The organism is Fictibacillus tiangongensis, from assembly GCF_048083785.1.
GTDB lineage: Bacteria > Bacillota > Bacilli > Bacillales > Fictibacillaceae > Fictibacillus.
Map to the genome: position 1 here is coordinate 882,282 of NZ_CP182294.1, position 25,744 is coordinate 908,025.

Below are 25,744 nucleotides of genomic sequence, written 5' to 3' on the forward strand. Positions count from 1 at the left end.
AAAGTATGGAGGTTTTTCAATACATTTACTTTTATCATTTTTTTACAGGGGAAATCCGTCACATTATAGAATGTAACTAGGAAGATTGTAGTGGCAGGAGGTCTATAGGTGGAGAGTACGCTTCAGAAAAAAAAGTCCGTTAAACGAATTACTTGGAAAAAAAGTTTAATGATCATCGGCATCGCTATCGTTGTGACTCTAGCGGCTGCAGCAGGTACAGCCTATTTTTTGCTTCAAAAAAGCAAGCCTGTAATTAATGGGGCTATTCCATTAATCGGACTTCAAGCACGGGTAGATGTTTACAGAGATAGCGATGGAGTTCCCCATGTTGAAGCAGAATCAATGAAAGACCTATTTATGGCTCAAGGTTTTGTAACGGCGCAAGACAGGATGTTTCAGATGGACTTAAGCAGAAGACAGGCATCCGGTATGCTTAGTGAGGTAATTGGGGAAAAAACACTCACCCGTGACAAGTTCTTTAGAACATTAGGTTTAAGAAGAGCGGCAGAAGCTTCTTATGATGAGTATTCTAAAGAAATGAAACAATATCTGTCATGGTACGCAGATGGTGTCAACGCTTATATGGACCAGGCGAAGAAAGGTAATACGCTACCTATTGAATTCTTGCTCGTTGGGTATGAGCCAGAGAAATGGACCCCCGTTGATTCCCTCGTAATCGGTAAATATATGGCTTTCGATCTTGGTGGCCATTGGGAAGGACAAGCATTTCGATATTATTTAACGGAAACGTTTTCAAAAGAAAAAGCTTTGGATCTATTTCCAGGATATCCGAAGGACGCGCCAACCATTTTAGAGGATCTTCAAACAGAAGGTATTGATTTTGAGAAAAGTTTCGCAGGATCTGTAATTCCAAACTATCATAATGGAAGTAATAACTGGGTAGTTGCAGGCGATAAGACAAAATCGGGTAAGCCGCTTCTTGCCAATGATCCACACCTTTCACTAGGTACACCTTCTATCTGGTATCAGGCCCATCTGAAAGCTCCTGATTATGAAGTTTCCGGTGTAATATTTGCAGGAATACCGGGGATTATTGTAGGTCATAACAAGACGATCTCATGGGGTGTTACAAATGTAGGACCGGATGTTCAAGAACTATATGTTGAGAAAAGAAATCCAAAGAACTCTTATGAATTTCAATACATGGCAAACTGGGAAAAAGCTGATGTAGTAAAAGAAAGAATCAAAGTAAAGGACAAAGTGGACATCGATCACGAAGTTGTGATCACAAGACATGGACCCATTATCTCTGAGTTTGCACATCATGATAAACCAGGTACAGCTCTCTCATTGAGGTGGACAGCTCTTCAACCTTCAAAAGAGCTTGAAGCTGTCATTATGATGAACCGCTCAAAAAACTGGACTCAGTTTGAAAAAGCGCTTCAATCGTTTCATACACCTGCACAAAATTTTGTTTTTGCGAGTACAGACGGAACGATTGCCTATAAAGCAAATGGATTGATTCCCATTCGTAAACAAGAATATACGTCACTTCCTGTTCCAGGATGGACAGATCAATATGAATGGAAAGGCTATATCCCGTGGGATGAACTGCCAACAAGTGTTAACCCTGAAAAAGGATATATTGCGACAGCGAACAATAAGGTTACTGCTGATTCTTATCCTTATCACATTTCGGATACATTTGCTCAACCTTATCGACAACAACGGATCGTAGAAGTTCTTGAAGGAAAAGAAAAGCTTACGGCAAAAGACATGCAATCTTTGCAGTTTGATCAAAAAAACAAACAAGCAGAAGAAATGCTGCCGATTTTTATGCAACAAGTAATGAAAAAACCATTGAATAATAAGGAAAAGAATGTTATCTCACTTCTAAAAAAATGGAACCTTACCGATAGCAAAGATAATGCTGCTCCATTAATTTTTCATATCTGGATGAGTCATTTTAGCAATGAATTGTTTAAGGATGAAATCAGCGAAGAGATGCTGAAGATGTTTGATGGCAGGGAACAAGTGGTGGACGAACTGATAAGAAAGGCGAACGCTGGAGATCCCGGCCCATGGATTAGAGAAAATGGCGGGTTAGAAAAAGTTACTCAACGCTCTTTTGAATCCATGATAACCTTTCTATCAGAAGAATTTGGGGAAGATTCATCGAAGTGGGAATGGGGAGACTTTCATACGTTAACATTTGAACATCCTCTTGCTGCCATCAAACCTTTACATCTATTATTTAATCCACCTTCACAAAGTATGGGCGGAAGTAGAGTGACAGTTGGTGTAGCTGGGTGGGACCGGGAAACAGGCAACATTACACACGGTGGAGCTTGGCGGATGGTAGTCGATATGTCTGATACATCGAGATCTTATCATGTAGTAGGCCCGGGTCAATCTGGCCATGTGCTGAGCCCTTGGTATGAAGATCAGATTGAAGATTGGGCAACTGGAAAGTATCACGAAACCTCTTTAGATCAGAAAAAATGGCCGAAGGAACAGCATCTCGTTTTGAAGCCAAAAATAGAAAAATAAAAAACGGTAGACTCTTGTCTCTGTCAAAATAACAGGTTGGACATATGGTGTAGAGAAGGCAAAAACAAGCTGGGAGGTTTACCCTTTGTCATACCAAACGTATCACCTGTGCCGTAGTTATTTAGGCAGATCGGTATATATTGATTGTCATTGTGGCACAAGATATCATGGTGTTCTTAAGCATGTAGATGAGAGTAAAGCGTATATTCTACCGTATAGTTCAGAAGGTCAGGACGAGAGCAGCGACCGCTTCTTTTTTGCTCCTGCATTAGTAGGACTAACACTTGGAACCATCGCAGGTCTAGCATTAGCACCACGACCGTACCCAATCTATCCTGTCTATCCGCCATACCCTTATCCGCCGTATCCGTATTAAGTTTCCTAAGACTGATCCTATACTACACATAGCGTGTAGATAGATCAGTCTTTTATCTTGTTCTTTAGAGATTTTTTTGAAGACTTCTAGAGTAATTAATGACCAATCATTTTGAAAGGAACGATGCATACGAATACAGACATTTTAAAATAGAGCTTTTTAAAAAAAGGAGCAGGAAATAAAGAAGAAGAGAGGGAATTTAACGAATACATAAAAGTAAAAATGAATATAAATCTAGCACATGTTCACTTTACGAGGGGGTATTGGTATGAAGCTCGCTTTTTTGTTTCACCCAGTAAAAGATTTACAAGAGTCTCAGCAATATTATGAAGGTCTTGGCATGACTGAAGCCTGGCGTGAAGGTAACCAAGTACTAGGGATGTCGATGAAAGATTGTGAAGTGCAGTTGATGATTGAGGAAGATGAACATGACCTTGGACCGGGCGGCGTATTTTTAGTAGATAGTGTAGATGATTTCTATCATGAACATGAGGGAAAGCTGAACTTTGTTAAATTACCTTGCACGATTCCTCCTGGAAGATATGCGATCTACCAAGATGCAACAGGCAATCCTATCAGAATCATTGATTCTACGAATAAAGACTAGAAATGGTAAAAAACACCATCCGATTTTTTTGAATGGTGTTTTTATTTTGCTTTTTTTAGGAATGTTGCCTCGGCTGGTTACAAGAGGAGGCGAGTGTTCTTGAATGAAATTACTATTCTTAAACAACGATGATTACACAGTCTCTTCAAATACTTCTGAAGAAGGGTATTTCTCTAGTGATAAAACTCATCGTTTTCGTTTAATGCAGGATCATGCAGATCACCAACGAAATGTAACAAACTATCACCTTCGAAGTAATAAGGTTCTGTGTCTTCTAACCAGCTTCTGTATTCTTGGAAATCCTGATTAAAGTCTCCAGAAAAGAAACGGTGAGCTACCTCGTTTGTTAATGTATCGATGATTACGATACCTCTGTAACTTTGACGATCCGGTTCATCATAATCGCATGCTATGTAATAAGCCATAATATTACTCCTTTTTCAGTCATACTCATAATGTTGCAAAATAGTTCTTTTTTCATACCATTATTTTTCAGATTCTTCATAAATTGAATGCATAAGCCATAAAACTCTAACATGGAGTTAAAACGCTCTTTACATTTCGCTAGTAAAATAAAAAATGAAGAGGACTGAAAGAGGGTCATACAATGAAAACTTACTTTATGGTACAAGAGAAAATCAGACCAACTTGGATTCATGAGATGGTCGTTAAAGCGAATGAGTTTGAACAATGCCAAATCTTTTTTGAATGCAACACGTTAAGAATCAATGCAAAAAGCCACCTTAGTATGAGTCTTTTAAATGGCATGCAAGGGGTCTGCTGCGTTTCTGCAACTGGAGAAGATAGCAGGGGAGCAGTTGATGCATTACGAAGTTTAGGAACAGGCACAATATCATAAAAATATAGAGAAACATAAAAGAAGCAGCCATACGACTGCTTTCTTTTATTTGTTTTTTTTAGGTTGGACCGTTGATCGATTTTCATGGAATTTCTTTTGAATATAAACATCACCAACTACAGAACGTGCTTGTTCAGCTTCTTTGTGCTCGTCGCGCGCTTTTTGCTCAAGCATCTCGATTTCTCTTTTACTGTATTGTGTCAATTTTCTTGTCCACCTTTCTGCTGCTCCCACATTTCGTGTTATTCCCGCAAAAGAGATGAACAGGGCCCTATTCCTCTAAAAAGGAGTAATCATAATAAAGATATGATCAGACATTTGCGTATATGTGTTTTATTTTGTGAAACATCTTGCAATTCAGGTGAAGAGGTCTAATATGAAGGAGGGAATCAACAACGAAAGAGAAAGGATTTTTGTTTTGCGGCGAATCATGTGGTTAACGTTTGGAGCTTTTTTGCAAGGACTAGCTATGGCGGCATTTCTTTTTCCTCACAATATCCCTTCTGGCGGTGTAGCGGGTGTTGCCATACTAAATGATTATTTTTTCGATGTATCACTAGGTTTAACATTATGGACGATAAATTTTGGATTGTTGCTGTTGGCGTTAAAGACGCTCGGCAAACAAACAGCATTATGGACGATCTATTGTGTAGCAATTACATCCATCGTAGTGGATTGGATGTATACTCATACAATCACTCCTTTTAACGATACACTAGTTGATGTGGTATACGGAGCGATTATCTTCGGAACAGGCGTAGGTATTCTGTTTAGATTCGGTGCATCTTCAGGTGGGATGGATATCATTGCACTGATTCTTTCTAAATGGACTGGTAAGAAGCCAGGTAATATCCTTTTTCTTATCAACAGTTTTGTATTATTGGGAACATCGTTAACTCTAGGACTTGAGATTATTCTATTCGCATTATTGTGTCAGTGGATTAGCACAAGACTCATTGATTTCGTAAGGACGGTATCTCCTAATAAAACACCAAAACCGTTTTTGTAAATAAAAAAAAGAGGTGGGGATTAAACCCGCACCTCTTTTTTCTGCACATAAAATTAGCAATCTTTTCCTTTATATGCCCACGAACAGCCAACAATAATCAGAAGGACAAATAGAACTACTATGATCGCAAAACTCTTGCCATAACCTCCGCCACCACAATAACCATATCCGCCACCATATACTGGTGCGTTTGCAAGTGAAGCATTTACCGGTGAATTTGCATACATTCTAAAAACTCCTCCTTAAAAGTGTACTTTCGACTTCGATACAGTATATGTAAACTCCGGAAAGCGTGTATGGACAATTGTTTAGATTTTAAAGAAATAGGCAGATGTAATATTTGAAAAGAAAATGTGATGTTACGATTGTACGGAAATGGGGTAAATGTAAGCAAGGAGGCGTTATACATGCAAACTTCAACTCAAACTCAAATGAAAACAACGAGTAAGTTATTGAAAACACAATCTTGGGCCTTGATTGGTCTTGGTACAGGAGCGTTAGTATGGCTCTCTTTCAAACCAAACCGCATTAAAACAAAAATGAAAATTAAGGATATGAAACGAAGAGTTCGACCCCATCACATCGATCGTACGCAACTACCTATCAATAAAGCAGGTCATCCAGATCCGATGGACGTTGATGACAACAAGATGGTAGAAGAAGGAGCTATGTACTCTGTAAACTATTACAATGATAAAAAAGGTTAAAAGGATGGGAAGTCGCCCATCCTTTTTTTCTTTTATAAGGGAAATAAATCTTTATTAAAAGAGGCACTTTTGCGAGTGGAAATGCTAGTGTTACGCGTAAGAAAGTAGGCGAATGCGGCTGAAACTTGGATCATATTGAAGGATATATTGGGTATTTATGACGATATGTCATGTAAAAAAATGTCCGCTTTTGTAAGATTACTTCTTCTTTTGGTGAATCTATTTTCAAGGATAAAAAAAGCGTTCATAATAAGCAAGAGGTATATAAAAATGACACAAGAGGAGCGGATTTTCGTGGAGAAAAAAGAATGGAATAACTCTCTTCTCATGGAATGTATAAAAGAAAAAAAAGAGAAGCTGGTAGAAGTTGCAGACCGCAATGGCTTAACCAGCAATGAAACGGTAAAATGCAGCCAAGAACTAGATGTATTGCTGAATGTGTATCAAAGACAATTTTCTTTTTAATTATCTTTTATTGAAGATGAGTTCATCTGTTAGTTGATCGATACGAAGTAGAATCGCTTTTTTTGTTACTAAAGGATAATTACAGTGAAACTCTGATAGAAGTTCACGTATCTCCTGAATCAGGGTAAATTCTTGTTCAGGCATAGATTTAGATGATTCGCTTTTCGTTTTAAAATGAATCAGATTGTCCTTCACACCAACACCCCATTTTCATAATGTGTTGGATACTACTTCCATAGAAGGATTTAAATACCTTCTAAAAGTCGAAATGTTTCCTTTCTACAGCAGAATGTGACAATATCTTTTTAGGGAACAAAATTTGGCTTTTATAATGGGAGGCTATTAAACAGATGACAACAACAATTAAATCATTGCAAGATACGACTGTCTTACACAATGGAGTTAAGATGCCATGGTTTGGACTTGGTGTATTTAAAGTTGAAGAAGGACAAGAAGTAATAGATTCTGTTAAATGGGCGATTGAAGCAGGATATAAGAGTATTGATACAGCAGCCATCTACAAAAATGAAGAAGGTGTTGGACAAGCTATTAAAGAAGCGGGAGTTCCTCGCGAAGAATTGTTCATCACAACAAAAGTATGGAACGCTGATCAAGGCTATGAGTCAACGCTTGCAGCGTTTGAAGAGAGCATGAATAAGCTTGGCCTCGAATATCTAGACTTGTATCTCGTTCACTGGCCGGTAAAGAGCAAATATAAAGAAACGTGGCGTGCACTTGAAAAGCTTTACAAAGACGGAAAAGTAAAAGCGATTGGTGTCTCTAACTTCCAAGTGCATCACTTAGAAGATATCTTGGCAGACTGTGAGATTAAACCGATGGTGAACCAGGTAGAATACCATCCGCGTTTGGCACAAAAAGAGCTTCTTTTATTCTGTAAAGATAACAACATCCAACTCGAAGCATGGAGCCCGCTGATGCAAGGGGAACTGTTAGAAGAGCCATCATTGGTTGAACTAGCAGAGAAACACGGTAAATCTGTAGCTCAGATCATCCTTCGCTGGGATGTTCAAAATGGTGTTGTAACGATTCCGAAATCTATTAAACAACACCGCATCGTAGAGAATGCAGATATCTTTGATTTTGAACTATCTTTAGAAGACATGGCGAAGATTGACGCGTTAAATGAAGATCGTCGCATCGGTCCAGACCCAGATAACTTCGACTTCTAAGAAGGGGTCTGACCCCAAACAAATACAACAATTTAAATTTGTCCACGTGGAATCTACAGATTTCACGTGGATTTTTATTTCTATCACAGATTGTAGAAACACCTCTTCTTGATTGTTGTTTCACAGAAGTATGAAGGGGTATAGGCTTAAGTAAACTCTTGTCCGTCCATAATAATACGAGTAAATGGTGTTCAAGCATACATAAAATCATATCAACGTAATATAGTTACTTGACAAAAGTAAGTGATAATCATATACTTAACTTACAAAAAATAAGTTAATGTAACTGAAAGGATGTATTGGATATGACGATGCACACGGATGGTATTCACCACATAACTGCGATTGTTGGTAATCCCCAAGAGAATGTAGATTTTTATGCAGGCGTTTTAGGCCTCAGACTTGTTAAAAAAACTGTAAACTTTGATGATCCAGGAACGTATCACCTTTATTTTGGAGATGAAGGAGGAAGTCCCGGAACGATCATGACGTTTTTTCCGTGGCCGGATGCTTACAGAGGACGAGTAGGCTCAGGTCAAGTTGGAACTACATCTTTTGTTGTACCAGAAGGTTCCTTACCATTTTGGGAAGAAAGACTTGCCAAATTCTCGGTAGAGTATAAAAAGACCGTTCGTTTTCAAGAAGAATATCTAGAATTTCTCGATCCTCATGGATTGCGTATAGAAATCGTTGCAAGGCAAGAAGGTAAGAATAGCGAATGGTCATTTGGCGAAGTCACTCCTCAACATGCCATTAAAGGATTTGGTGGCGCAATACTTTTATCAGCAGCTCCACAGGAGACTGAGCGAGTTCTTACAGAAGTGATGGGGTTAGAAAAGGTAGGGCAAGACGGAGATTATATCCGGTTTTATGCAAAAAGTGACATTGGGAATGTGATTGATATCAAGCTATCGCCTGAAGCAAGGGGAGTGAGTGGAGTAGGAACCGTTCACCACATCGCTTGGCGAGCTTCATCTTATGAAGAACATGAACAATGGCAGCAACATGTAAAACAGAATGAGTTTCAGGTAACAGAAATTATTGACCGACAATATTTTAATGCTATTTATTTCCGGGAAGAAGGCGGCATACTTTTTGAGATTGCGACTGATCCACCAGGGTTTACTCGCGATGAGCCAGAAGAAGAGTTAGGTAAGAAATTATTGCTTCCGCCATGGCTCGAGCCTCATCGAGAACAAATTGAAAATCATCTACACCCTGTAGAAGCAAGAATTTTAAAGGAGGATATCCAATGATCCATCTATTCAAAAAAGGGACAGATTTAAACAAGCCGGTACTTCTGTTATTACATGGTACCGGAGGAAATGAGAAGGACTTACTTTCATTAGCAGAAATGATCTCACCAGAATCATCTGTGTTAAGTGTTAGAGGAAATGTTTCTGAAAACGGCATGCCGAGATTTTTCCGCCGTTTATCAGAAGGTGTATTTGATGAAGAAGATTTAATCTTTCGTACAAAAGAACTTTACGAGTTTATTGAAGAAGCAGCAAATAAGTATGATTTTAACCGCGATCAAGTAGTAGCAGTAGGTTATTCGAACGGTGCTAACATTGCAGGAAGTTTAATATTTCACTATGAAAATTCATTAAAAGGAGCAATCCTCCACCACCCGATGGTCCCTAGACGAGGAATTGAACTTCCAAAGTTAGATGGACTTCCTGTTTTTATCGGTGCAGGGAAAAACGATCCGATCTGCCCGCCTCAAGAAACGGAAGAGTTGCAGCAATTGTTGAACAACGCAGGTGCAAATGTACATCTGAAATGGGATGACATGGGGCATCAGTTATCAAGAGCTGAAGTAGAAGAAGCAGCTGAGTGGTTCAGCAAACACTTGCTATAAATCATTATTGTTAAAAATAAGTCAAAAGATAAGACGATTAGATCATAGACACAGCCTATCGTCACAATTGAATCATTATCTGCTATTTAAAGAGCTAAAAAAGTTACAATAACAGCCTAAAAAAATAGTAAAGCGGGTGAAAAATCATGAAGTCTATCGATCCTCAAGAATTATCCGTAAAAGAGAACTATAAGTTTCTAACAGGAAGTATAATTCCTAGACCGATTGCGTTCGTTACCACTCTATCATCAGATGGTGTCCTAAACGCTGCACCATTCAGCTATTTTAATGCGTTAACTTCCGATCCTCCTCTGATCGCCATATCAGTTGGGAGGAAGGATGGTATTCAAAAAGATACGTCACGAAATGCAGAAGAGCTAGGTGAATTCGTAGTGCATATTCCAGACGAAACGTATATTAATGCCGTAAATCAAACTGCTGCCAACCTTGAGCGAGATCAGAGTGAAGTTGAACTTACAAATTTAACGAATGCTCAATCTGTCAAAGTAGGAGTTCCAGGTATCGCTGAATCCAAAATACGCATGGAATGTGTAGTTGAACAGATTATTCCACTTGGTGGTACACACGACAAACCCTCTACTGATCTATTAATCGGAAGAGTTGTTCATTATCATATCTCAGATGAACTCTACCAGAATGGTAGAATTGATGCTGATAAGCTAAAGCCTGTTGGGAGATTAGCAGGAACGAACTATGTAAAGCTTGGAGAAACTTTTTCGTTAGAACGGCCAGAGTAGTCATTGCCTTCCTCGTTTAGAGGAAGGTTTTTTTTGACTTCAAAATTCTTTACGAGGTAACCCTTGTCAAAAACCGACATTATATAGAATTGAAATGAAGATATTGTTACAAACTATAATATTTTAAGTGATAGTTTGCGACTTTAATAGGAAAATCTACCGCTTTTTCCGACATAAGACCTGCATCTTAGAAAGGAATATTGCCTCACTGGTGGATCGCGAATCTTCTTATATTACGGAAATTGTAAAAAACAAAGAAAATATTGGAATTAATCTAGTTTATTTTTAACACTAATAAAGGGACTGAGTCCTCATTTTTCATTTCGATTATTTTATATTACAAAAATAAGTAGATAAGTACCGTGCCATAAGTTTCGCAATCTAAGAAAAATTAACAGATAGAAAAAATGGACTAACCAAAAGTCACGAGTAAGTAAAATAGCTGTCATACAAAGGGTTTATTTTCCAATTACTAGTACTTTCTGCGACAAAATATTACATAATCTTACAGACTCCTTCCGTTAACCTTTATATAACAACAAAGAATTACTATATTTTCATAAAAAGATACAGGAGGTGTGACAGAATTCTTGCTAGGTTAGATCAACCAAAAACAAATAGACCAGGGAGGGAAAAGTTACATGAGTAAAAAACGAAGAAAAGTACGCTGGCTTTCCGTATTTTTAGCTTTTTTAATGATTGTTCCAATGATGTTCCCATCTCAAGCGAATGCTGCTACCACCAAAGGTAAGGCTTCTACTTCAGCAAAAGAGGCAGCATTAGACAGTAAAACGAGCAAGGTTGCAAAGAAACTGAACGAGCAATTCAGCAAGAAGGATAAAGTTACATTCCTCATTAAGTTTAAAGAACAAGTAGATACGGCTGCAGTGGCGAAAAAAGCTGCTAAAGAAGCTAAATCTCAAAAACTTTCTTCTAATCAAACAAAATTAATGAAACGTTCTACGATCGTTTCCACACTTCGCGCCAATGCGCTTGAAACTCAACAGCACACGAAAAAATACTTAGAAAAACAAGAAAAAGCAGGTAAAGCTGAAAGTATCCAATCTTTCTATGTTGTTAACGGTATGGCCGTTACGGCAACAAAAGAAGTAATGGAAGAAATCGCAGCTTTTCCAGAAGTTGAAAAAGTTCTTCCGAATGAAACAAGACAGCTTATTCAACCTGTAAGTTCTGTAAAGCTTCCAGAAAAGCAACTTCCAAAATCATCTCTACAGGTGCAACCGAAAAACGATACTTCTTCTATTGAATGGAATATCGAACGTGTAGGTGCTCCTGAGGTTTGGGGGATGGGTATTGATGGAGCTGGTACAGTTGTTGCCAATATCGATACAGGTGTTCAATGGAACCACCCCGCACTAAAAGAAAAGTATCGCGGATACAATCCTCAAAATCCAGATGCAGCAGATCACCAGTTCAGCTGGTTCGATCCTGTTGGTAATCAAGCTACTCCATATGATGATGATGGACATGGTACACATACGATGGGAACAATGGTAGGTGCTGAACCGAACGGAGGCAATCAGATCGGTGTTGCTCCAGGAGCAAAATGGATTGCTGTAAAAGCGTTCTCTGCATCAGGTGGATCAGATGTTGATCTTCTTGAAGCCGGTGAGTGGATCTTAGCACCAAAAGATGCAGAAGGTAATCCTCACCCTGAAAAAGCGCCAGATGTTGTAAACAACTCATGGGGTGGCGGAGCAGGACTTGATGAATGGTACAGAGAGATGGTTCAGGCTTGGCGATCTGCTGAGATTTTCCCGGAATTCTCTGCAGGTAACACAACGATCTTTAACCCAGGTGGGCCAGGATCAGTTGCAACTCCTGCAAACTATCCAGAATCTTTTGCAACAGGTGCAACAGATATCAATAACACTTTAGCAAGTTTCTCACTTCAAGGACCTTCTCCATATGACGAAACAAAACCTGAAATCTCAGCACCGGGAGTAAATATCCGGTCAGCGGTTCCTGGAAGTGCATATGAAGGTGGTTGGAATGGTACGTCAATGGCCGGACCACACGTTTCAGCAGTAGTTGCTTTATTAAAGCAAGCTGATTCGAGTCTGACAGTTGAAGAGCTTGAAGAGATCTTGTTGAATTCAGCTACTCCTCTTACAGATGCGACATTCCCTGAATCTCCGAACAATGGATATGGACATGGACTTGTGAACGCATTTACAGCCGTATCCTCAGTAGTAACTGGATTAGGCAGAATCGAGGGAACTGTAACGAAAGAAGGAGAAGACAGTGAAGCTCCTTCCATCACTCATGAAGGACCAACTGAATCTTACAAGGAGATGCCATTAAATCTTGAAGCTGAAGTGTCAGATAACATTAGTGTTACTTCAGTTACATTAAGCTATCAGAACGAAGACGGAAGCTGGGCAGATGTGACTGCTGAACGTACAGGTGGAGATTATAAATCAGGTACGTACAGCGCTTCTATTCCAGGGTCAGCATTAACGGGTGATTCCATTGTCTATAAATGGACAGCCATCGATTTTGGAGGAAGTTCCGTTTCAACTGATAACTATACAGTTGCACTGCTACCTGGAATTTCTTCAGGGTACAGTGAGGATTTTGAAGGAACTCCTACAGGATGGACATCTTTTGGAGCAAATAACAGCTGGGAGCATGGTGTGCCAACAAGCGGACCTGGTGCAGCATTCTCAGGTGAAAAGGTATATGCTTCAAGTCTTGCTGGAAACTATGCGAATAGTGCTAACATGACACTTGTTATGCCTCCAGTTGACCTTCCTGAAGGGAACACATATCTTCAGTTTAAACAGTGGCACGATCTAGAGCGTAACTATGATTACGGTCACGTGTTTGTATCGACAGATATGGAAAACTGGACTCAAAAGCTTCGCGTTAACTCTACTTCAGGTGGTTGGATTGACGGAGAAGTAGATTTAAGTGAATATGCAGGTCAACGCATTTACGTTGCTTTCAATGTAACTTCTGACGGTTCAGTCGTTAAAGCGGGCTGGTACCTAGATGATGTGAAGTTGCATGACCAACCGATTACACCAACGAAAAAAGCAAAACTTGGCGGAGCACCAGCAGTTGAAAAAGCGCCTATGTCCCAAGCAAAACCAAAAGTGGATCCTTCTAAAATCAAGCCGATGAAACCATCTTCTGAAAAAGAACCTTCAAAAGATGGTAACGGTGCTCCACTAGCACTTCCGATGCGTGCAGAAGTTAGTGTTCTTGAAACAGGACGTTCTGTTTACACGAATCCTCAAGATGGTTCGTATAGCTTAACGCATGCAGCAGGAACATATACTGTACAAGCAGAGGCGTATGGTTTCCGTTCGCAAACACAATCAATCACATTAGAAGCAGACGGAACAGCACGTGCGAACTTTACACTTGAAGAAATTCCAAGAGGAACCGTGTCAGGCACGGTTACGAATGAAGTGACAGGAGAACCGATCGCAGGAGCTACTGTGATGCTCATGGAAGATGCTGCGATTGCACCGGTACAGACAAATGAAGACGGTACGTATGAAATCTCTGCCTATGAAGGCGAATACACGCTAAAAGTACTTGCTCCTTCTTATTATGGTGAAGAAGTTTCCGTTACCGTATCTGGTGGCGAAACAACGGATCAAGACATCGCGTTAAAACCTTTCATCGGTTACCCAGGTGAGATTGGGTATGACGATGGTACAGCTGAAAATGCTCGTGCATGGAATGCTGCAGGAAACGCTTGGGCAGTAAAGATGTCACTCGCAAACGGTAATGAAAAAGCGGCTGTAACTGGAGGGCTATTCCGATTCTGGGATACTGAATGGCCGGTACCGGGTGGAACAGCATTCCAAGTAGCTGTATACGATGCAAGTGGACCGGATGGAACACCAGGTAAAAAGCTTGCTGGACCGTTTGATGCTACAGCATTACGTAACGGCGAGTGGACACATGTTGACTTAAGTCAGCACGGCATCATGGTCGAAGGAGACTTCTATATGGTGTATATCCAAAACTTTGCGAACCCGAACACACCAGGCCTTGCAACAGATGAAGATGGAGAATGGTCAGGTCGAAGCTTCCAAAGCTTGAGTGGAGCATGGTCTCAATCTCCAGAAGAAGAAGGTAACTATATGATCAGAGCGACTGTAAACTATGAAGTAACGGCACCATCCATTACTTCTCCAGTCGATGGATCGTTTACAAACGAAGAAAAAGTAACTGTAACAGGTAACGCTGCTCCAACCACCACTGTTGAAATCTACAGAGATGGAGAGGAAGTAGCTACTGCAGAGACGACAGACCAAGGAACGTTCTCTGCTGAAGTTACGTTAGAAGAGGGTGCAAACACCTTAACGGCTAAAGCCTTCACAGAGAGTGGTTCAACAGATGAATCAGCACCAGTAACAGTGACGCTTGATCAAACAAAACCAAAAGTGAGCATCACATCACCTGCTGACGGTCTAAAGACAAACCGTGAATCTGTAACGGTAAAAGGTACTGTTGATGAAACGAACCTAGATTGGGTAAAAGTAAACGGACAAAAAGCCCAAGTAGATGAAGACGGTAACTATAGTCACCGAATGCTCTTAAATGAGGGAGAAAATGTGATTAAAGTGGTTGCGCTTGATAAAGCTGGAAATCGCCACTCGAAGACAGTAACCGTTTATGCGCAATTTGAAGCTCCAGTAGTTGAAAACTTGAAACCAGACACAGACAAAGAGCTGAAGAGCGGAGAGTCTGTGAAGATCGAATTCGACAGTGCGACAGGATTGGATGCAGTATTCGTTATCCATATGCCGCTAACAAACGCTGGCGGGGTGGCGAACGCAACTGAACTTCCAATGCGTGAAACATCTGAGGGTCATTACGAAGGCTACTACACAGCAACTACAAATGTTAAAGCACCAGGTGCAGTAGTTGAAATAATCGCTTCAGATGATTATGGCAACAAAACAAGCGAAAGAGCATCAGGCAAACTTTACATCAACGCAAAAAAATAAAAAATCACATTTTATTTTCCGGCCTTCTCCCTTGTGAGAGGCCGGTTTTTACGTGGATTTAGTACCAAGTCATATAATATGTTCACAATTCGACAAATATAGGTGGGTGCTAAATTCATAATATGTGATAAGATAGGGAAGATGTGAAGTTAAAGGAGACTGATTTAATGAGCGAACATTCGAAGTACGACATTCGTGAATGGAAGAAAAAATTAGCACCATTTGAGCGCCCGCGTATATCAGCAAGTGTATGGCAGTTAGTTAATTCAGTAGGACCATTCTTAATTCTATGGGTATTGGCTTATTTGAGTTTAAATATATCATTTTGGTTGACACTGCTCTGTGCAGTGCCGGCAGCCGGCTTTTTAGTTCGAACATTTATCATCTTTCATGATTGCACACACTATTCATTTTTCAAAAGCAGAAAAGCTAATCAGATCGTGGGGATATTTACAGGTCTGTTTACGTTCTGTTCGTATGAACAGTGGAAGAATAGCCATGCAACACACCACGCAACGAACGGAAACCTTGAGAAACGTGGGGTTGGTGATGTGTGGACAATGACGCTTCAAGAGTACGCAGAAGCTTCTTGGTTTAAACGACTACAATACAGAACCTACCGAAACCCGATCGTGCTCTTTTTGATCGGACCACTATATATTTTCTTGATCGATTATCGATTTAATGCAAAAAATGCTTCAAAGAAAGAAAAAATGCATGTTTGGTTAACGAACATCGCATTAGTAACAATCGTATTAGCAGTTGGATTTACGATTGGCTGGAAAGCTTTCTTATTAGTTGAACTTCCGATTTTCTACATTGCAACTTTTTCAGGAGTTTGGTTATTTTATGTTCAGCATCAGTTTGAAGATGGGTATTTCGAACATAACGAAAAATGGAACTATGTTGAAGCTGCTCTAAAAGGAAGCTCGTTTTATAAACTGCCAAAAGTATTACAATGGTTTACAGGGAATATCGGTTTTCACCATGTGCATCACTTGAACTCTCGTGTGCCGAACTATCACTTGGAAAAAGCACATAAAAGTGATCCTCGACTTCAAGATGTACCAACGCTTACGCTTCTAACTAGTTTAAAATCGTTAACGTTTAAGCTTTGGTGTGAGCAGTCTAAGAAGTTCATCGGAAATCGTGATATACGTAATTTTATTCGGAAAAATAGAGCTGCATAAAAACATTTAAGAGTCACTCCTCGTTACGTTAGCTAAAAAACGTGCGGGGAGTGGCTTTTTACTTTTTGCTTAAAGTTGTTTCATCTTGTTGCTGTGTCTACCTGGGAACCAATAACCTTGAGCGGCAATCAAGCACTTTCAAAACCAACCTAAACGATTATCCATAGGCACCATTTGTATACTTACTGTCATAGAATACTTACACGATGCTCCACAGGAAAGAGGAGATATGGCATGAAGTTGAATGTTCAATATATTCATCTATCTAAAATTAAGCCGGATTATTCGGTAAAATTAACGGAACACGTGAAGATGCTAAAAAATAGAATGTGGGATTCTATGCATATGCTTGTAGTAAAGAGAGATAAGAAAACGGGGTTCAGTATTATTAGCGGTAATGATCGTTATGAATATTTAACAAAACACACAAAAAGTAAATATGCATTATGTATGATCGATGAACATCCTAGAACAACACACATAAAGAATTGGTTACAGAGCTTAAGATTTCTAAAAAAGGAGGAGAATGTCAAACGTTTCAATAAAGTAAGTCCAGCTGTGCTTTCCATCATTAAGTGTTTTGTTAAAGAGAATCCACGTTATTATGAACTGACTTTGCGTAAACGACTAATTGTTCTGTTACTTGCTGTTCGATACAAACAAACAGTTATGAGTTCTATGCGTTCAAAAGTAGATGATTTATTGCATAAAGAGTAACATAAAAAAACAAGCACCTCATTTTAGTCTGAGGTGCTTGTACTTGTATTAGTTCATATCCCATAAATCACTAAGTTTAGTAGTAGGATCAACCTTTTTTACCGCATATAATATCTTCCGTAAACATATCATTCTTGGATTTTTATTTGGATTGTAGGCGAGCTCTTCTATCGTTTGTCTTTCGATACCAGACGTTCGGGTCAACCAATCAGTATCTTTATTATGCTGTTCGAGCCACATACCTAATTTGCTGCGTTTCTGCTCCACTCTGTACATATTCAATGATACCCCCAAACATTTAATTGCCAAATTTTATCTCTATAACTATGGGGTACCCCTATAGAATAACAATTAAACCTTATTTCTTGTATATGGATAAGTCTTTTGTACTAAAAACACTCTCAAACCTTCAGAATACGCCAAAAAAAGAGGATATCTCTTGAAGGATTATAGGTAAAAAAACCTATTTCAGCTTGAAGGGTATATTTAAAAAATATTTTAATTATTCGGCGTATACCTTATAGTGGAAACAAGGTGGTGCTTAATTGTGGAGGATGTAAGAGATCTGCTGCAAAATTTAAGTAGAAGATATGAAACGTTGCAAAAGAACAGTTGTCGTTTGGTAGAAGAAGATTTGACTTTAGCACTTAGTCATATCCTTTATGAGATCAGTAAACACTCGAAGCCTTCCATGCAACACATTGCAGATAACGTTGGGGTGGATATAACGACATTCAGCAGGCAAGTGAAATCATTAATGAGGATGGGTCTTGTTGAAAAAAGCGTGAATCCAAGTGATAAAAGAATTTCTTTTCTACTATTAAGTGAAAAAGGAGTTCGGACGTTATCTCATTTAAATACGATCTTGAGTACACATCTCAATAAAAATATCGAAGGACTCTCTGAATTTGAAAGAAACACGATCATGCAAGCTCTGAAAATATTAACGAAAGCATTAAACACCCAAAAATAAGAAAGAGTATCTGCTAAAAACCAGATACTCTTGTTTAATAAAAGAATTATATGATGGCGATATCTTTATCTTTTTTAATGTTTATCTTTCCTTGCTGAAAGAAGAAAATGTACAAGCAGCTGTTGAAGATGCTGATCTTGTATGTTTTTCTTTGTGAAATGACGTTTCACAAGATGACGGATGATCACTTCACTCATTTTCTTTTCCTCCCTTCTTGGTTTTCTCCATAATTCTCTCTCAATCGATAAATATCCTCTTAATTGTCGAAACAATAGTACAGCTTTCCTAGGAATAGATCATACTAAGAGAAAACAGGACATTTGAAGGGGAATGCTCATAGGTTTTGAAAATTTTACTTCTTTTTTGCTAAGAATAATGCAACTGCATGTTTTTTTGTAATCACACCTGAATTTTGCGCCAGGATCGCTTTCCTTATTTCTTCATAGAGCAATGCTTTTTGTTCAGGAGCTAATAGTTGGTGACCAGAATGTGTATCTAATAAACCTACATATTCTTCAGCTGTATAGGTTTGGTTCCATGTGTATGTACGTGTTTGTAAATCTATAAATGCTCCTGATGCGAGCGTTTGTTTGTTTTGTTTCTCTATAAATTCAGCAAGGGTAGGAGCATGGCTGTCTTCTAAGTGAGGAGCAAAGGATTCATACGCTTTACGAATAGAAACGTACACGGGTTCATAAGAAGGAATATGTACAAACCAGAAGAGGGCCAATACCCCATCATCTTTCAAAAGCGAGGCGGCTTTTCGATACCCGGTCTCATGAGGAATAAAATGAAAAGCTGTTCCAGAAAAAACAAGGTTGTATTTGACCTTTTCTGGATGATTCCAATCTTCAAAACTCGAATGGATTACTTGAAGATCTGGATACGATGAAAACTTTTTCTGAGTAAGCTGAGCTAAGTTTCGACCATATTCAATACAAGTGATGGTTGAGATGCCTTCTTTAACAAAACCTTCTGTAGCTTTACCAGTCCCACTTCCTACCTCCAAAAGAATATGATCCTCTTCAAGGTTTGCATAACGAACAATGTCTTCAAAAAGCTCTTGTGGATACGTTGGCCGGTACTTTTCATACGAATCAGCCACAAAGTTAAACGATTGTTTAAGCAAAGTCATTATGATCAGCTCCTCATGTTTTAAGGAAAATGATACCAAATTGAAAGCCGATTGAATAGAGGGAATGAATGCAAGGGAAAAGGTGCGCATTCGGCAACACCTTATCGTTGATCTAAGGTTATGGCAGTGGTTGTGAAAAGCAGTTCGATCGGGTCATCATTCTTTAACAGAGCTTGAAGTAATTTTGATTTTTCGATTCTCTTTGAAGGAGAGGAATAAATGTAGTCATACATATCTAAACTTTGTATAAGTTTTTTTACTTTTTTTATATAGGATTTACGTAGTTTTCTTTCTGAAAAGTATGAACATTTCTTTTTCATCGAGCTTTTTAGAAATTCAGGATGAAGTGATAGATACAGAGGCGGCTTGTACCGTTTTAAATATTTCTGCATAGAAGGAATGAGGAGATACTCTCCTCCTTCAATATCCATTTTAATGAGTGCGAGATCTGTAATCTTATAATCAGACACTAATTCTTTAAGAGTACTTACAGAAACCGTTTGAAAATCATCTGATAATGATCGAACTAAACTTGAACTAGAATCACCAAATTGTGTTCGTTTATATAAGTTCATCGTCCCTGATTTATAAGATAGAGCTTTGTTAACAGTCGTAATTTTTTCTTTGAGTTCTGGATTTAGCTTAATATTTGTTTTCAATGCTTCATAGGCTACTGAATCAGGTTCAATGCCAAACGAATGTTTCGACTTATTTGCTGCATAGAGTAAAGTGGGACCGATCCATGAGCCTATATCTAAATAATTCCGGTCCGGATGTAAGAAATGATCCAAGACTTGAAACGTAAAGTTTTCCCAATGATTAGGAAACACCTTGTTCCAAAAGGATGCGAACTGTTCATCGTCAGTCACATTAAAGGACACTTCATTTTTTATTACGTTCTTCAAATCTTCCACCAACTTTCAACTGAAAAAGCTGCCACAAGCTGTTAGAGCTTGGCCAACTATACAACAGTATATGTATATACGGCACTTAGGGAACTTCAATTACTCTTAATCTCCTATATGAAAAGAAAATGTTTGTTTAACCACTTTTAAGATTATGACTTTGTTCTAATCATTTTGTCCCTTCACATAACATGAGGTATCACGTGGAACAGGGGGGATGAGATGAGTAATTATTTGAGGTGGTCTAAAATACCATATCCGGGTGAAAGCTATCCCCCGACACCCGTAACGCCAGCAGCAGGCAATTGGCCGATGTTTTTTATAGCACGAGAAGGCAATACATTTTTAGATCCGTTTCGTAATCAAATCACGTGGAGAATCAAGGATCCTAATACAATTAATTGGGAAAATGAACTGCAAATTGTACAGCAGGTCATGCAGCAGATCACACCTGAGCAGATACGCATTGCTCAAATGTGGGCTGCCGGAGAGGTGAATAAACAGATCATTCCAATCGTTTTTCAGATGATGGAAACGTATGGACTTGCTTCAACAAAGGCTGCTAGATTTTTAGCGTTTTATCAAGCTGCTATCAATGATGCTTTCGTCATCACCTGGCATTTTAAATATCTTTGGGATGTTGCGCGACCTTGTCAATACGACCGAAACTTAAAGACAGTGTTGATGACGCCTAGGTTTCCTGGTTATCCTTCTGCACACGCTGTTATGGCTGGCTGTACAGAACCCATCCTAAGCTATTATTTTCCTCAAGAAAGAAATCGCATTCACCTGCTCATGGAAGAGTGCGCGATGTCTAGGTTATATGCTGGTGTTCATTTTAAAGTAGATAATGACGAGGGGCTGTCACTTGGAAGACAGCTCGGCGAAATTGTCGTGAATTTAATACGATCGCAAAATATATAAGCAAAAAGAAAAACCGGACGTAAGCTGTCCGGTTTCTTTAATATCCTCGATACACATATTCTTCTTTTGGTTTCTCGATCTCTTTCCAGTCCTTCACTTTTACATAAGGAATGTCGGCTTTAAACGGTTGATAATATTGGGTTTCTATACTGCCTTCAATCTCGATCCATCTGTCATTAGGAAATTTTGTACCTTTTGGGAATTCCACCATCATGCCAAAAACGCCAGAATCGGCAATACAGTGTATGATTCCAAAACGTAGAAGGAAAAGTTCGTTTGATTTAGCAGCTTGATCTTCTGCATTGTAAGTAAACCCTTTGAACTGAACATCTTTCCCGAGAAAAATACCAGGTTTATAATAGATGCTCTCCATGCCTTTAAGATAGTTCTTATCGTTCAGCACAACCTGATTTCCTTTTGTAAAGGGCTTCAGTTCTTTATCCATGATAGAATTGTAGCTTTCTTTTCCGTAATAAACACTTGTATCCGGCTTTAAAAACTGGTGCTCACCAAAATCCCCTTCGTTCTCAAGGCCTTTAAAGTGGAACCCTTTCGTTTTTACGGTTTCAGAATCAAGAGAAGCGATAGGAAAGAATAACCCGGAAATGATCGGGAAAATAAGTATACTGTTCACAGTTATATTCTTTAATCGAGAAGGTTTCTTATGATGATCGTGTCCACAATCAGGTGTGCATGAATCATCATGTTCATGTTCACCATCATCACTCTTACCGTAAATATAGAACTGAACAAGCGTAAGAAAGCCAAGAATAAATATGGCAGAGAAGGAGATATATGAATATTTCATGTTAATGTATTTGCTAATATCACCTGTTGCATGCAGATGCATGAACAAAAAGGTAAATCCGATCAAGATCAGGATTCGAATCATAGATGTGCACCTCCTTTAAAGAAATAAAGATCCGACTAGAACGAGGATCGTAATATATACAACAAGACTAACAACGAGCTTTTTCTTAAAAGCAGCTAACATCATAAGGACGTTCTTCACATCTAACATCGGACCATAGACAAGGAACGCAACGATCGAACCGATTGTAAACGTACTTTGAAACGAAGACGCGATGAAAGCATCAGCTTCTGAACAAAGAGAGAGGATAAAGGCTAATCCCATCATCACAAGAGAAGATGATACTTCACCTTGTCCGATTTCTAGAAGTGTTGATGTTTTTACGTATGTTTGCATACTCGCAGCAATCAAAGCACCGATCACTAAGTATTTTCCGACAGAGAAGAATTCTTCTACAGCATGCACGAACGTACCTTTCAGTTTGTTATAAAAAGAAATCTTTGGCGATGAGACCGTTGCTGCCGTTTCGTTGTTAAACGGTGAGCGGGAAACAGCACCTAATTCATTCTTAAGTACTTTTACATTTTTAAATTGAACGGCAAGGATAAAACCTAGTAAAACGGCAACAATCATGGCAAGAGAACCTCGATAGATCATAACTTCCCATCTGTTTCCGAACGCAACATACGTTGAAAACAAAACGACAGGGTTGATGATCGGGCCTGTGAGCATGAAAGGTATGGCTGCAAAAACAGGAACACCTTTTTCGATCAGCTTTCTTGTGATCGGTACGATTCCACACTCACACGCCGGAAAGATTGCCCCTAAAACAGCCCCGAATAAAACAGCACCTACCTTATTCTTAGGCATGATACGTGCCACCATCTCCTCAGTGACAAACATCTGTATGACACCAGCGATGAGCACTCCGATCAGAACGAACGGAAGTGCCTCGATGAGGATGCTTATAAATACGGTATTCATCTGTAAAAACGATTTGTCGAGCATCCGATTACTCCTCCAACTCTATAAACTACCTATCATCATAAAATATAAACTTTATGAAGTAAATTTTTAATATGCAATATCCCCACTATAACGCAGGATCCACAGGAAAATAAATGACAAATGAAGAATTAGAAGATAATGGGAAAAGGGGTCTGACCCCAAACAATTTATTCCCCATAAAGAAATTGAGCAAAAGGAGTATGCAGATGAACCATTTTGACCTGCGTCCGAAGCGGCGTTCGGCATTTCGAATCTCGTTAGGAAAAAAGTATTATATGTTTAGAAGATATTTAGAATGGTTTACAGATGAAAAGACGTACGCCAAAACAAGGAAGAATAAACAGCTTCCCTATGTTCATTTTTTACATCAGACGATTCTTCTTCGAAAATTAAAAGATGTAGAGATGTGGTATCAGCATAATAAAGTGAAAAACCTCTCGATTGCTATCAAACAATTAAACGGTATCGTGATCCATCCAGGGGAAACTTTTTCGTATTGGAAAAGCATTGGAACGACAACACGATCAAAGGGGTATGTTGATGGAATGGTCTTGTTTTACGGAAAATTTAAGAAGGGTACGGGTGGTGGCCTGTGTCAGCTCTCAAACTTGATCTATTGGATGACCCTGCATACTCCGCTCTCTGTCACAGAGCGTCACCGACATAGTTATGATGTGTTTCCAGACTCGAAGCGTACACAGCCGTTTGGAAGCGGAGCGACTTGTGCTTATAACTACCTAGACTTGCAGATTAAGAACACGACGAATCAGACTTACCAGCTTCACTTATATTTAACGGATACTCATCTTGTGGGAGAATGGCGGACAGATCAAGAACCACTGCAATCGTATGAAGTGTATGAAAAGGACCATTGGATCACACCTGCTTATTGGGGTGGATATTTAAGGCATAACTTGATTCATCGCAAAGTATTTAACCGTCAAAGAAAACAGATCGACGATGAATACGTAACCGAGAATCATGCTATCATGATGTACGAGCCACTGCTTGAGGCGAGTCAAAAAAACGCATAGTAAAAACCCTTGGCCGTTTCAAGTGGCTAAGGGTTTATTTAAACATCTCAACATACGGTTAGGATTCCATCAATATTAACAAATAAATTTTTCATCTATTTATTATGTTTAATGGTGGGCAGGATTAAGGTCAAAAGTAGTTTCTGTTTCGTTTGAATAAGGATTCCAACCACCATCAATATGAGTTCTTTATCATTTTTTTTAAATTGCAGCATAAATCCTCCCCATTCTTCTATGGAAGCTCGCTTATGAACGGGCTTCCAACCATGATGCGGAAGTGTATCTCTATAAAATTTATAGATCTCATACCAATGATTTCCCTTAATTACATAATGATGGTCTTGAAATTCTAATCCCTCGTAAAGTGGGAGGTCTTTTCGATGTTCGGGAACTATGGAAACAGATGAGTAACGGTCCTTCTCGAGAACGAATTTATAAACGGCAGCACTTGAAACCATCAATAAAATAAAAGCAAAAGATAGTACCATTCTTTTGTTCAATACTAACAATCCCCCCATACCTTACTTCACTTTATTCTAACAGATTAAGGAAACTAGAAAGTTGTTTATGGATCATTAAAAGATCGCAGTTTTTTTATTGTCAAAATAAAAAGCATCGATTATTGTAGATAAATGCTGCATTCTAAAACAAATGTTTCAAACCACTGAAAAAAGTTAAAGAAGTTAGGGAAATGATAATAAGTGAAAGAAGGTGTAATCATGGTCCGTACAATCGCTATCATCGATCATAAAGTAATCATCAATCCACCGTTTCGGCAAATCAATGAAATGAAGCCCGATTGGTTCTGGGTTGACTTTGACTGTCCGACATCTGGTGAAACCAATTTATTGCGCACTTTTTTTGACTTCCATCCTCTTGCTGTTGAGGACTGTGTGAATGCCTTGCAACGTCCAAAGGTTGAATTTTATGAAGAACACCTGTTTTATGTGGTGCACGCTCTAGACAATAAGACACTTGAAGCAACTGAGGTTGATATCTTCACAACTAAAAACTGTGTGGTTACGTATCATAAAACAAACGTTCCAGAGATTGATTTTGTATGGAAGTATTTAAGTGGACACGAGACAATTCCGCCTGAACTCGGTAAAAATGAACTTCTTCATAAGCTGATGGATAAACTGGTAGATATGTATTTTCCCATTATGCATGAATTAGAAGAACGGGTAATTTCCATCGAAAGCAACGAAGATGATGAAGCACCCAAAATCATTAACCAAATCTTTGATATTAGAGGAGATCTCTTAACATTAAGAAAAACAGTCGTGCCTATGCGAGAGCTTCTCTATCGGATGCTCGAATCAAAACGTGTGGGTTTAGATTCGGATGAAAGGTCTTATTTTCATGATATATATGATCATCTCCTAAGGTTAACCGATATGATGACTTCAGCGAGAGAAATGACATCGGATATTCGTGATAATTACATCTCTCTTAACTCTTACCGTATGAACAATATCATGAAAACATTAACCGTAATTACAACGATTTTCATGCCGTTAACCTTTATTGCGGGCCTTTATGGGATGAACTTTGTAAACATGCCAGAGCTTCAAACAAAGAATGGTTACTTCTATGTACTTGGTTTTATGGTCTTCTTAGGAGCAGTCATGTCCATTTGGTTTATGAAAAAAGGTTGGTTTGAACAAGATTGAGTACCGTTTAAAAAATGCTTAACAGGGGAACCTACTTGTA

The 25,744-nt window shown here is 38.9% G+C and carries 29 protein-coding genes; 18 read left to right on the forward strand and 11 right to left on the reverse strand.

Annotated elements, in window-relative coordinates:
* Window positions 1-168 precede the first annotated feature (168 nt).
* From ACNJYY_RS04870 to ACNJYY_RS04880, 3 genes are all read left to right on the forward strand, one after another.
* Window positions 169-2,511 carry a penicillin acylase family protein gene (locus ACNJYY_RS04870; protein WP_416731805.1) on the forward strand — a complete coding sequence of 781 codons (2,343 nt, stop codon included), beginning with the start codon at window positions 169-171 and terminating at the stop codon, window positions 2,509-2,511.
* A gap of 85 nt (window positions 2,512-2,596) precedes the next feature.
* On the forward strand, window positions 2,597-2,887 hold the full coding sequence (locus tag ACNJYY_RS04875; protein WP_416730777.1) for a hypothetical protein: 291 nt from the start codon (window positions 2,597-2,599) through the stop codon (window positions 2,885-2,887).
* 268 nt (window positions 2,888-3,155) lie between these two features.
* Window positions 3,156-3,494: a VOC family protein gene (locus ACNJYY_RS04880; RefSeq protein ID WP_137790409.1), complete on the forward strand. Its 339-nt coding sequence runs from the start codon at window positions 3,156-3,158 to the stop codon at window positions 3,492-3,494.
* 173 nt (window positions 3,495-3,667) lie between these two features.
* On the opposite strand, the gene ACNJYY_RS04885 is transcribed toward ACNJYY_RS04880, so the two are convergent.
* Window positions 3,668-3,919: a hypothetical protein gene (locus ACNJYY_RS04885; RefSeq protein WP_144702546.1), complete on the reverse strand. Its 252-nt coding sequence runs from the start codon at window positions 3,917-3,919 to the stop codon at window positions 3,668-3,670.
* A 182-nt stretch (window positions 3,920-4,101) separates the two neighbouring features.
* Here ACNJYY_RS04885 and ACNJYY_RS04890 point away from each other — a divergent pair, with 182 nt between their 5' ends.
* Window positions 4,102-4,353: an HPr family phosphocarrier protein gene (locus ACNJYY_RS04890; protein ID WP_416730778.1), complete on the forward strand. Its 252-nt coding sequence runs from the start codon at window positions 4,102-4,104 to the stop codon at window positions 4,351-4,353.
* A gap of 45 nt (window positions 4,354-4,398) precedes the next feature.
* Here the strand turns inward: ACNJYY_RS04890 and ACNJYY_RS04895 are convergent, their stop codons facing one another.
* A complete protein-coding gene (locus ACNJYY_RS04895; RefSeq protein ID WP_197222107.1) occupies window positions 4,399-4,557 on the reverse strand; it encodes a hypothetical protein in 159 nt (52 codons plus the stop codon).
* 172 nt (window positions 4,558-4,729) lie between these two features.
* On the opposite strand from ACNJYY_RS04895, the gene ACNJYY_RS04900 reads away from it, so the two are divergent.
* Window positions 4,730-5,362: a YitT family protein gene (locus ACNJYY_RS04900; protein WP_416730779.1), complete on the forward strand. Its 633-nt coding sequence runs from the start codon at window positions 4,730-4,732 to the stop codon at window positions 5,360-5,362.
* Window positions 5,363-5,415: 53 nt separating this feature from the next.
* Here the strand turns inward: ACNJYY_RS04900 and ACNJYY_RS04905 are convergent, their stop codons facing one another.
* Window positions 5,416-5,589 (reverse strand): YjcZ family sporulation protein, encoded by a 174-nt coding sequence (locus ACNJYY_RS04905; protein WP_082861284.1) that lies wholly within the window; start codon window positions 5,587-5,589, stop codon window positions 5,416-5,418.
* Between the two features lie 180 nt (window positions 5,590-5,769).
* Between ACNJYY_RS04905 and ACNJYY_RS04910 the strand changes: the two genes are divergently transcribed.
* Window positions 5,770-6,069 carry a hypothetical protein gene (locus ACNJYY_RS04910; protein WP_416730780.1) on the forward strand — a complete coding sequence of 100 codons (300 nt, stop codon included), beginning with the start codon at window positions 5,770-5,772 and terminating at the stop codon, window positions 6,067-6,069.
* Window positions 6,070-6,363: 294 nt separating this feature from the next.
* Window positions 6,364-6,534 (forward strand): aspartyl-phosphate phosphatase Spo0E family protein, encoded by a 171-nt coding sequence (locus ACNJYY_RS04915; RefSeq protein ID WP_370568694.1) that lies wholly within the window; start codon window positions 6,364-6,366, stop codon window positions 6,532-6,534.
* Here ACNJYY_RS04915 and ACNJYY_RS04920 read toward each other — a convergent pair whose 3' ends face one another.
* A complete protein-coding gene (locus ACNJYY_RS04920) occupies window positions 6,535-6,729 on the reverse strand; it encodes a hypothetical protein (protein ID WP_197126994.1) in 195 nt (64 codons plus the stop codon).
* A gap of 155 nt (window positions 6,730-6,884) precedes the next feature.
* On the opposite strand from ACNJYY_RS04920, the gene ACNJYY_RS04925 reads away from it, so the two are divergent.
* The 7 genes from ACNJYY_RS04925 to ACNJYY_RS04955 all read left to right on the forward strand — a co-directional run bounded on the left by ACNJYY_RS04925 (window position 6,885) and on the right by ACNJYY_RS04955 (window position 17,241).
* Complete coding sequence (locus tag ACNJYY_RS04925) at window positions 6,885-7,724, forward strand: aldo/keto reductase (protein ID WP_416730781.1); 840 nt, start codon at window positions 6,885-6,887, stop codon at window positions 7,722-7,724.
* Window positions 7,725-8,029: 305 nt separating this feature from the next.
* The gene (locus ACNJYY_RS04930; RefSeq protein WP_416730782.1) at window positions 8,030-8,980 is read left to right on the forward strand and encodes a ring-cleaving dioxygenase; all 951 of its coding nucleotides are present in this window, start codon (window positions 8,030-8,032) and stop codon (window positions 8,978-8,980) included.
* Window positions 8,977-9,585 (forward strand): alpha/beta hydrolase, encoded by a 609-nt coding sequence (locus ACNJYY_RS04935; RefSeq protein WP_416730783.1) that lies wholly within the window; start codon window positions 8,977-8,979, stop codon window positions 9,583-9,585. Before ACNJYY_RS04930 ends, ACNJYY_RS04935 begins: the two co-directional genes overlap by 4 nt.
* 146 nt (window positions 9,586-9,731) lie before the next feature.
* Window positions 9,732-10,343, forward strand: coding sequence for a flavin reductase family protein (locus ACNJYY_RS04940; RefSeq protein ID WP_416730784.1), 612 nt, complete (start codon window positions 9,732-9,734; stop codon window positions 10,341-10,343).
* Window positions 10,344-10,984: 641 nt separating this feature from the next.
* Complete coding sequence (locus ACNJYY_RS04945) at window positions 10,985-15,334, forward strand: S8 family serine peptidase (RefSeq protein WP_416730785.1); 4,350 nt, start codon at window positions 10,985-10,987, stop codon at window positions 15,332-15,334.
* A 167-nt stretch (window positions 15,335-15,501) separates the two neighbouring features.
* The gene (locus ACNJYY_RS04950) at window positions 15,502-16,524 is read left to right on the forward strand and encodes a fatty acid desaturase (protein ID WP_153239169.1); all 1,023 of its coding nucleotides are present in this window, start codon (window positions 15,502-15,504) and stop codon (window positions 16,522-16,524) included.
* Between the two features lie 234 nt (window positions 16,525-16,758).
* On the forward strand, window positions 16,759-17,241 hold the full coding sequence (locus ACNJYY_RS04955; RefSeq protein ID WP_416730786.1) for a hypothetical protein: 483 nt from the start codon (window positions 16,759-16,761) through the stop codon (window positions 17,239-17,241).
* Between the two features lie 48 nt (window positions 17,242-17,289).
* Here the strand turns inward: ACNJYY_RS04955 and ACNJYY_RS04960 are convergent, their stop codons facing one another.
* Window positions 17,290-17,523 (reverse strand): XRE family transcriptional regulator, encoded by a 234-nt coding sequence (locus ACNJYY_RS04960; protein WP_144702513.1) that lies wholly within the window; start codon window positions 17,521-17,523, stop codon window positions 17,290-17,292.
* 265 nt (window positions 17,524-17,788) lie between these two features.
* Here ACNJYY_RS04960 and ACNJYY_RS04965 point away from each other — a divergent pair, with 265 nt between their 5' ends.
* Window positions 17,789-18,214, forward strand: coding sequence for a MarR family winged helix-turn-helix transcriptional regulator (locus tag ACNJYY_RS04965; RefSeq protein ID WP_416730787.1), 426 nt, complete (start codon window positions 17,789-17,791; stop codon window positions 18,212-18,214).
* Between the two features lie 74 nt (window positions 18,215-18,288).
* Here the strand turns inward: ACNJYY_RS04965 and ACNJYY_RS04970 are convergent, their stop codons facing one another.
* From ACNJYY_RS04970 to ACNJYY_RS04980, 3 genes are all read right to left on the reverse strand, one after another.
* Window positions 18,289-18,411: a hypothetical protein gene (locus tag ACNJYY_RS04970; protein ID WP_255520062.1), complete on the reverse strand. Its 123-nt coding sequence runs from the start codon at window positions 18,409-18,411 to the stop codon at window positions 18,289-18,291.
* Between the two features lie 155 nt (window positions 18,412-18,566).
* Complete coding sequence (locus ACNJYY_RS04975) at window positions 18,567-19,349, reverse strand: class I SAM-dependent methyltransferase (protein WP_416730788.1); 783 nt, start codon at window positions 19,347-19,349, stop codon at window positions 18,567-18,569.
* A gap of 101 nt (window positions 19,350-19,450) precedes the next feature.
* On the reverse strand, window positions 19,451-20,254 hold the full coding sequence (locus tag ACNJYY_RS04980; RefSeq protein ID WP_416730789.1) for an FkbM family methyltransferase: 804 nt from the start codon (window positions 20,252-20,254) through the stop codon (window positions 19,451-19,453).
* 222 nt (window positions 20,255-20,476) lie between these two features.
* On the opposite strand from ACNJYY_RS04980, the gene ACNJYY_RS04985 reads away from it, so the two are divergent.
* Window positions 20,477-21,178, forward strand: coding sequence for a vanadium-dependent haloperoxidase (locus tag ACNJYY_RS04985; protein ID WP_416730790.1), 702 nt, complete (start codon window positions 20,477-20,479; stop codon window positions 21,176-21,178).
* 37 nt (window positions 21,179-21,215) lie between these two features.
* On the opposite strand, the gene ACNJYY_RS04990 is transcribed toward ACNJYY_RS04985, so the two are convergent.
* Together ACNJYY_RS04990 and ACNJYY_RS04995 are read right to left on the reverse strand one after the other, a co-directional pair.
* Entirely contained in the window at window positions 21,216-22,070 is an 855-nt protein-coding gene (locus ACNJYY_RS04990) for a TIGR03943 family putative permease subunit (protein WP_416730791.1), read from the reverse strand.
* 15 nt (window positions 22,071-22,085) lie between these two features.
* Complete coding sequence (locus tag ACNJYY_RS04995; protein ID WP_416730792.1) at window positions 22,086-22,997, reverse strand: permease; 912 nt, start codon at window positions 22,995-22,997, stop codon at window positions 22,086-22,088.
* 206 nt (window positions 22,998-23,203) lie between these two features.
* Between ACNJYY_RS04995 and ACNJYY_RS05000 the strand changes: the two genes are divergently transcribed.
* Window positions 23,204-24,031 (forward strand): VanW family protein, encoded by an 828-nt coding sequence (locus ACNJYY_RS05000; protein WP_416730793.1) that lies wholly within the window; start codon window positions 23,204-23,206, stop codon window positions 24,029-24,031.
* Window positions 24,032-24,126: 95 nt separating this feature from the next.
* Here ACNJYY_RS05000 and ACNJYY_RS05005 read toward each other — a convergent pair whose 3' ends face one another.
* Window positions 24,127-24,531, reverse strand: a complete 405-nt coding sequence (locus tag ACNJYY_RS05005; protein WP_416730794.1) for a hypothetical protein — start codon at window positions 24,529-24,531, stop codon at window positions 24,127-24,129.
* Window positions 24,532-24,750: 219 nt separating this feature from the next.
* Between ACNJYY_RS05005 and corA the strand changes: the two genes are divergently transcribed.
* Window positions 24,751-25,704: a magnesium/cobalt transporter CorA gene (corA, locus tag ACNJYY_RS05010; protein ID WP_416730795.1), complete on the forward strand. Its 954-nt coding sequence runs from the start codon at window positions 24,751-24,753 to the stop codon at window positions 25,702-25,704.
* Window positions 25,705-25,744 lie beyond the last annotated feature (40 nt).

Bases quoted from the DNA above. Each gene is read 5' to 3' on its own strand.
- ACNJYY_RS04870 (WP_416731805.1), top strand. From the start codon at position 169: ATGATCATCGGCATCGCTATCGTTGTGACTCTAGCGGCTGCAGCAGGT.
- ACNJYY_RS04880 (WP_137790409.1), top strand. From the start codon at position 3,156: ATGAAGCTCGCTTTTTTGTTTCACCCAGTAAAAGATTTACAAGAGTCT.
- ACNJYY_RS04885 (WP_144702546.1), bottom strand. From the start codon at position 3,919: ATGGCTTATTACATAGCATGCGATTATGATGAACCGGATCGTCAAAGT.
- ACNJYY_RS04890 (WP_416730778.1), top strand. From the start codon at position 4,102: ATGAAAACTTACTTTATGGTACAAGAGAAAATCAGACCAACTTGGATT.
- ACNJYY_RS04900 (WP_416730779.1), top strand. From the start codon at position 4,730: ATGAAGGAGGGAATCAACAACGAAAGAGAAAGGATTTTTGTTTTGCGG.
- ACNJYY_RS04905 (WP_082861284.1), bottom strand. From the start codon at position 5,589: ATGTATGCAAATTCACCGGTAAATGCTTCACTTGCAAACGCACCAGTA.
- ACNJYY_RS04910 (WP_416730780.1), top strand. From the start codon at position 5,770: ATGCAAACTTCAACTCAAACTCAAATGAAAACAACGAGTAAGTTATTG.
- ACNJYY_RS04925 (WP_416730781.1), top strand. From the start codon at position 6,885: ATGACAACAACAATTAAATCATTGCAAGATACGACTGTCTTACACAAT.
- ACNJYY_RS04930 (WP_416730782.1), top strand. From the start codon at position 8,030: ATGACGATGCACACGGATGGTATTCACCACATAACTGCGATTGTTGGT.
- ACNJYY_RS04935 (WP_416730783.1), top strand. From the start codon at position 8,977: ATGATCCATCTATTCAAAAAAGGGACAGATTTAAACAAGCCGGTACTT.
- ACNJYY_RS04940 (WP_416730784.1), top strand. From the start codon at position 9,732: ATGAAGTCTATCGATCCTCAAGAATTATCCGTAAAAGAGAACTATAAG.
- ACNJYY_RS04945 (WP_416730785.1), top strand. From the start codon at position 10,985: ATGAGTAAAAAACGAAGAAAAGTACGCTGGCTTTCCGTATTTTTAGCT.
- ACNJYY_RS04950 (WP_153239169.1), top strand. From the start codon at position 15,502: ATGAGCGAACATTCGAAGTACGACATTCGTGAATGGAAGAAAAAATTA.
- ACNJYY_RS04955 (WP_416730786.1), top strand. From the start codon at position 16,759: ATGAAGTTGAATGTTCAATATATTCATCTATCTAAAATTAAGCCGGAT.
- ACNJYY_RS04970 (WP_255520062.1), bottom strand. From the start codon at position 18,411: ATGAGTGAAGTGATCATCCGTCATCTTGTGAAACGTCATTTCACAAAG.
- ACNJYY_RS04975 (WP_416730788.1), bottom strand. From the start codon at position 19,349: ATGACTTTGCTTAAACAATCGTTTAACTTTGTGGCTGATTCGTATGAA.
- ACNJYY_RS04985 (WP_416730790.1), top strand. From the start codon at position 20,477: ATGAGTAATTATTTGAGGTGGTCTAAAATACCATATCCGGGTGAAAGC.
- ACNJYY_RS04990 (WP_416730791.1), bottom strand. From the start codon at position 22,070: ATGATTCGAATCCTGATCTTGATCGGATTTACCTTTTTGTTCATGCAT.
- ACNJYY_RS04995 (WP_416730792.1), bottom strand. From the start codon at position 22,997: ATGCTCGACAAATCGTTTTTACAGATGAATACCGTATTTATAAGCATC.
- ACNJYY_RS05000 (WP_416730793.1), top strand. From the start codon at position 23,204: ATGAACCATTTTGACCTGCGTCCGAAGCGGCGTTCGGCATTTCGAATC.
- corA (WP_416730795.1), top strand. From the start codon at position 24,751: ATGGTCCGTACAATCGCTATCATCGATCATAAAGTAATCATCAATCCA.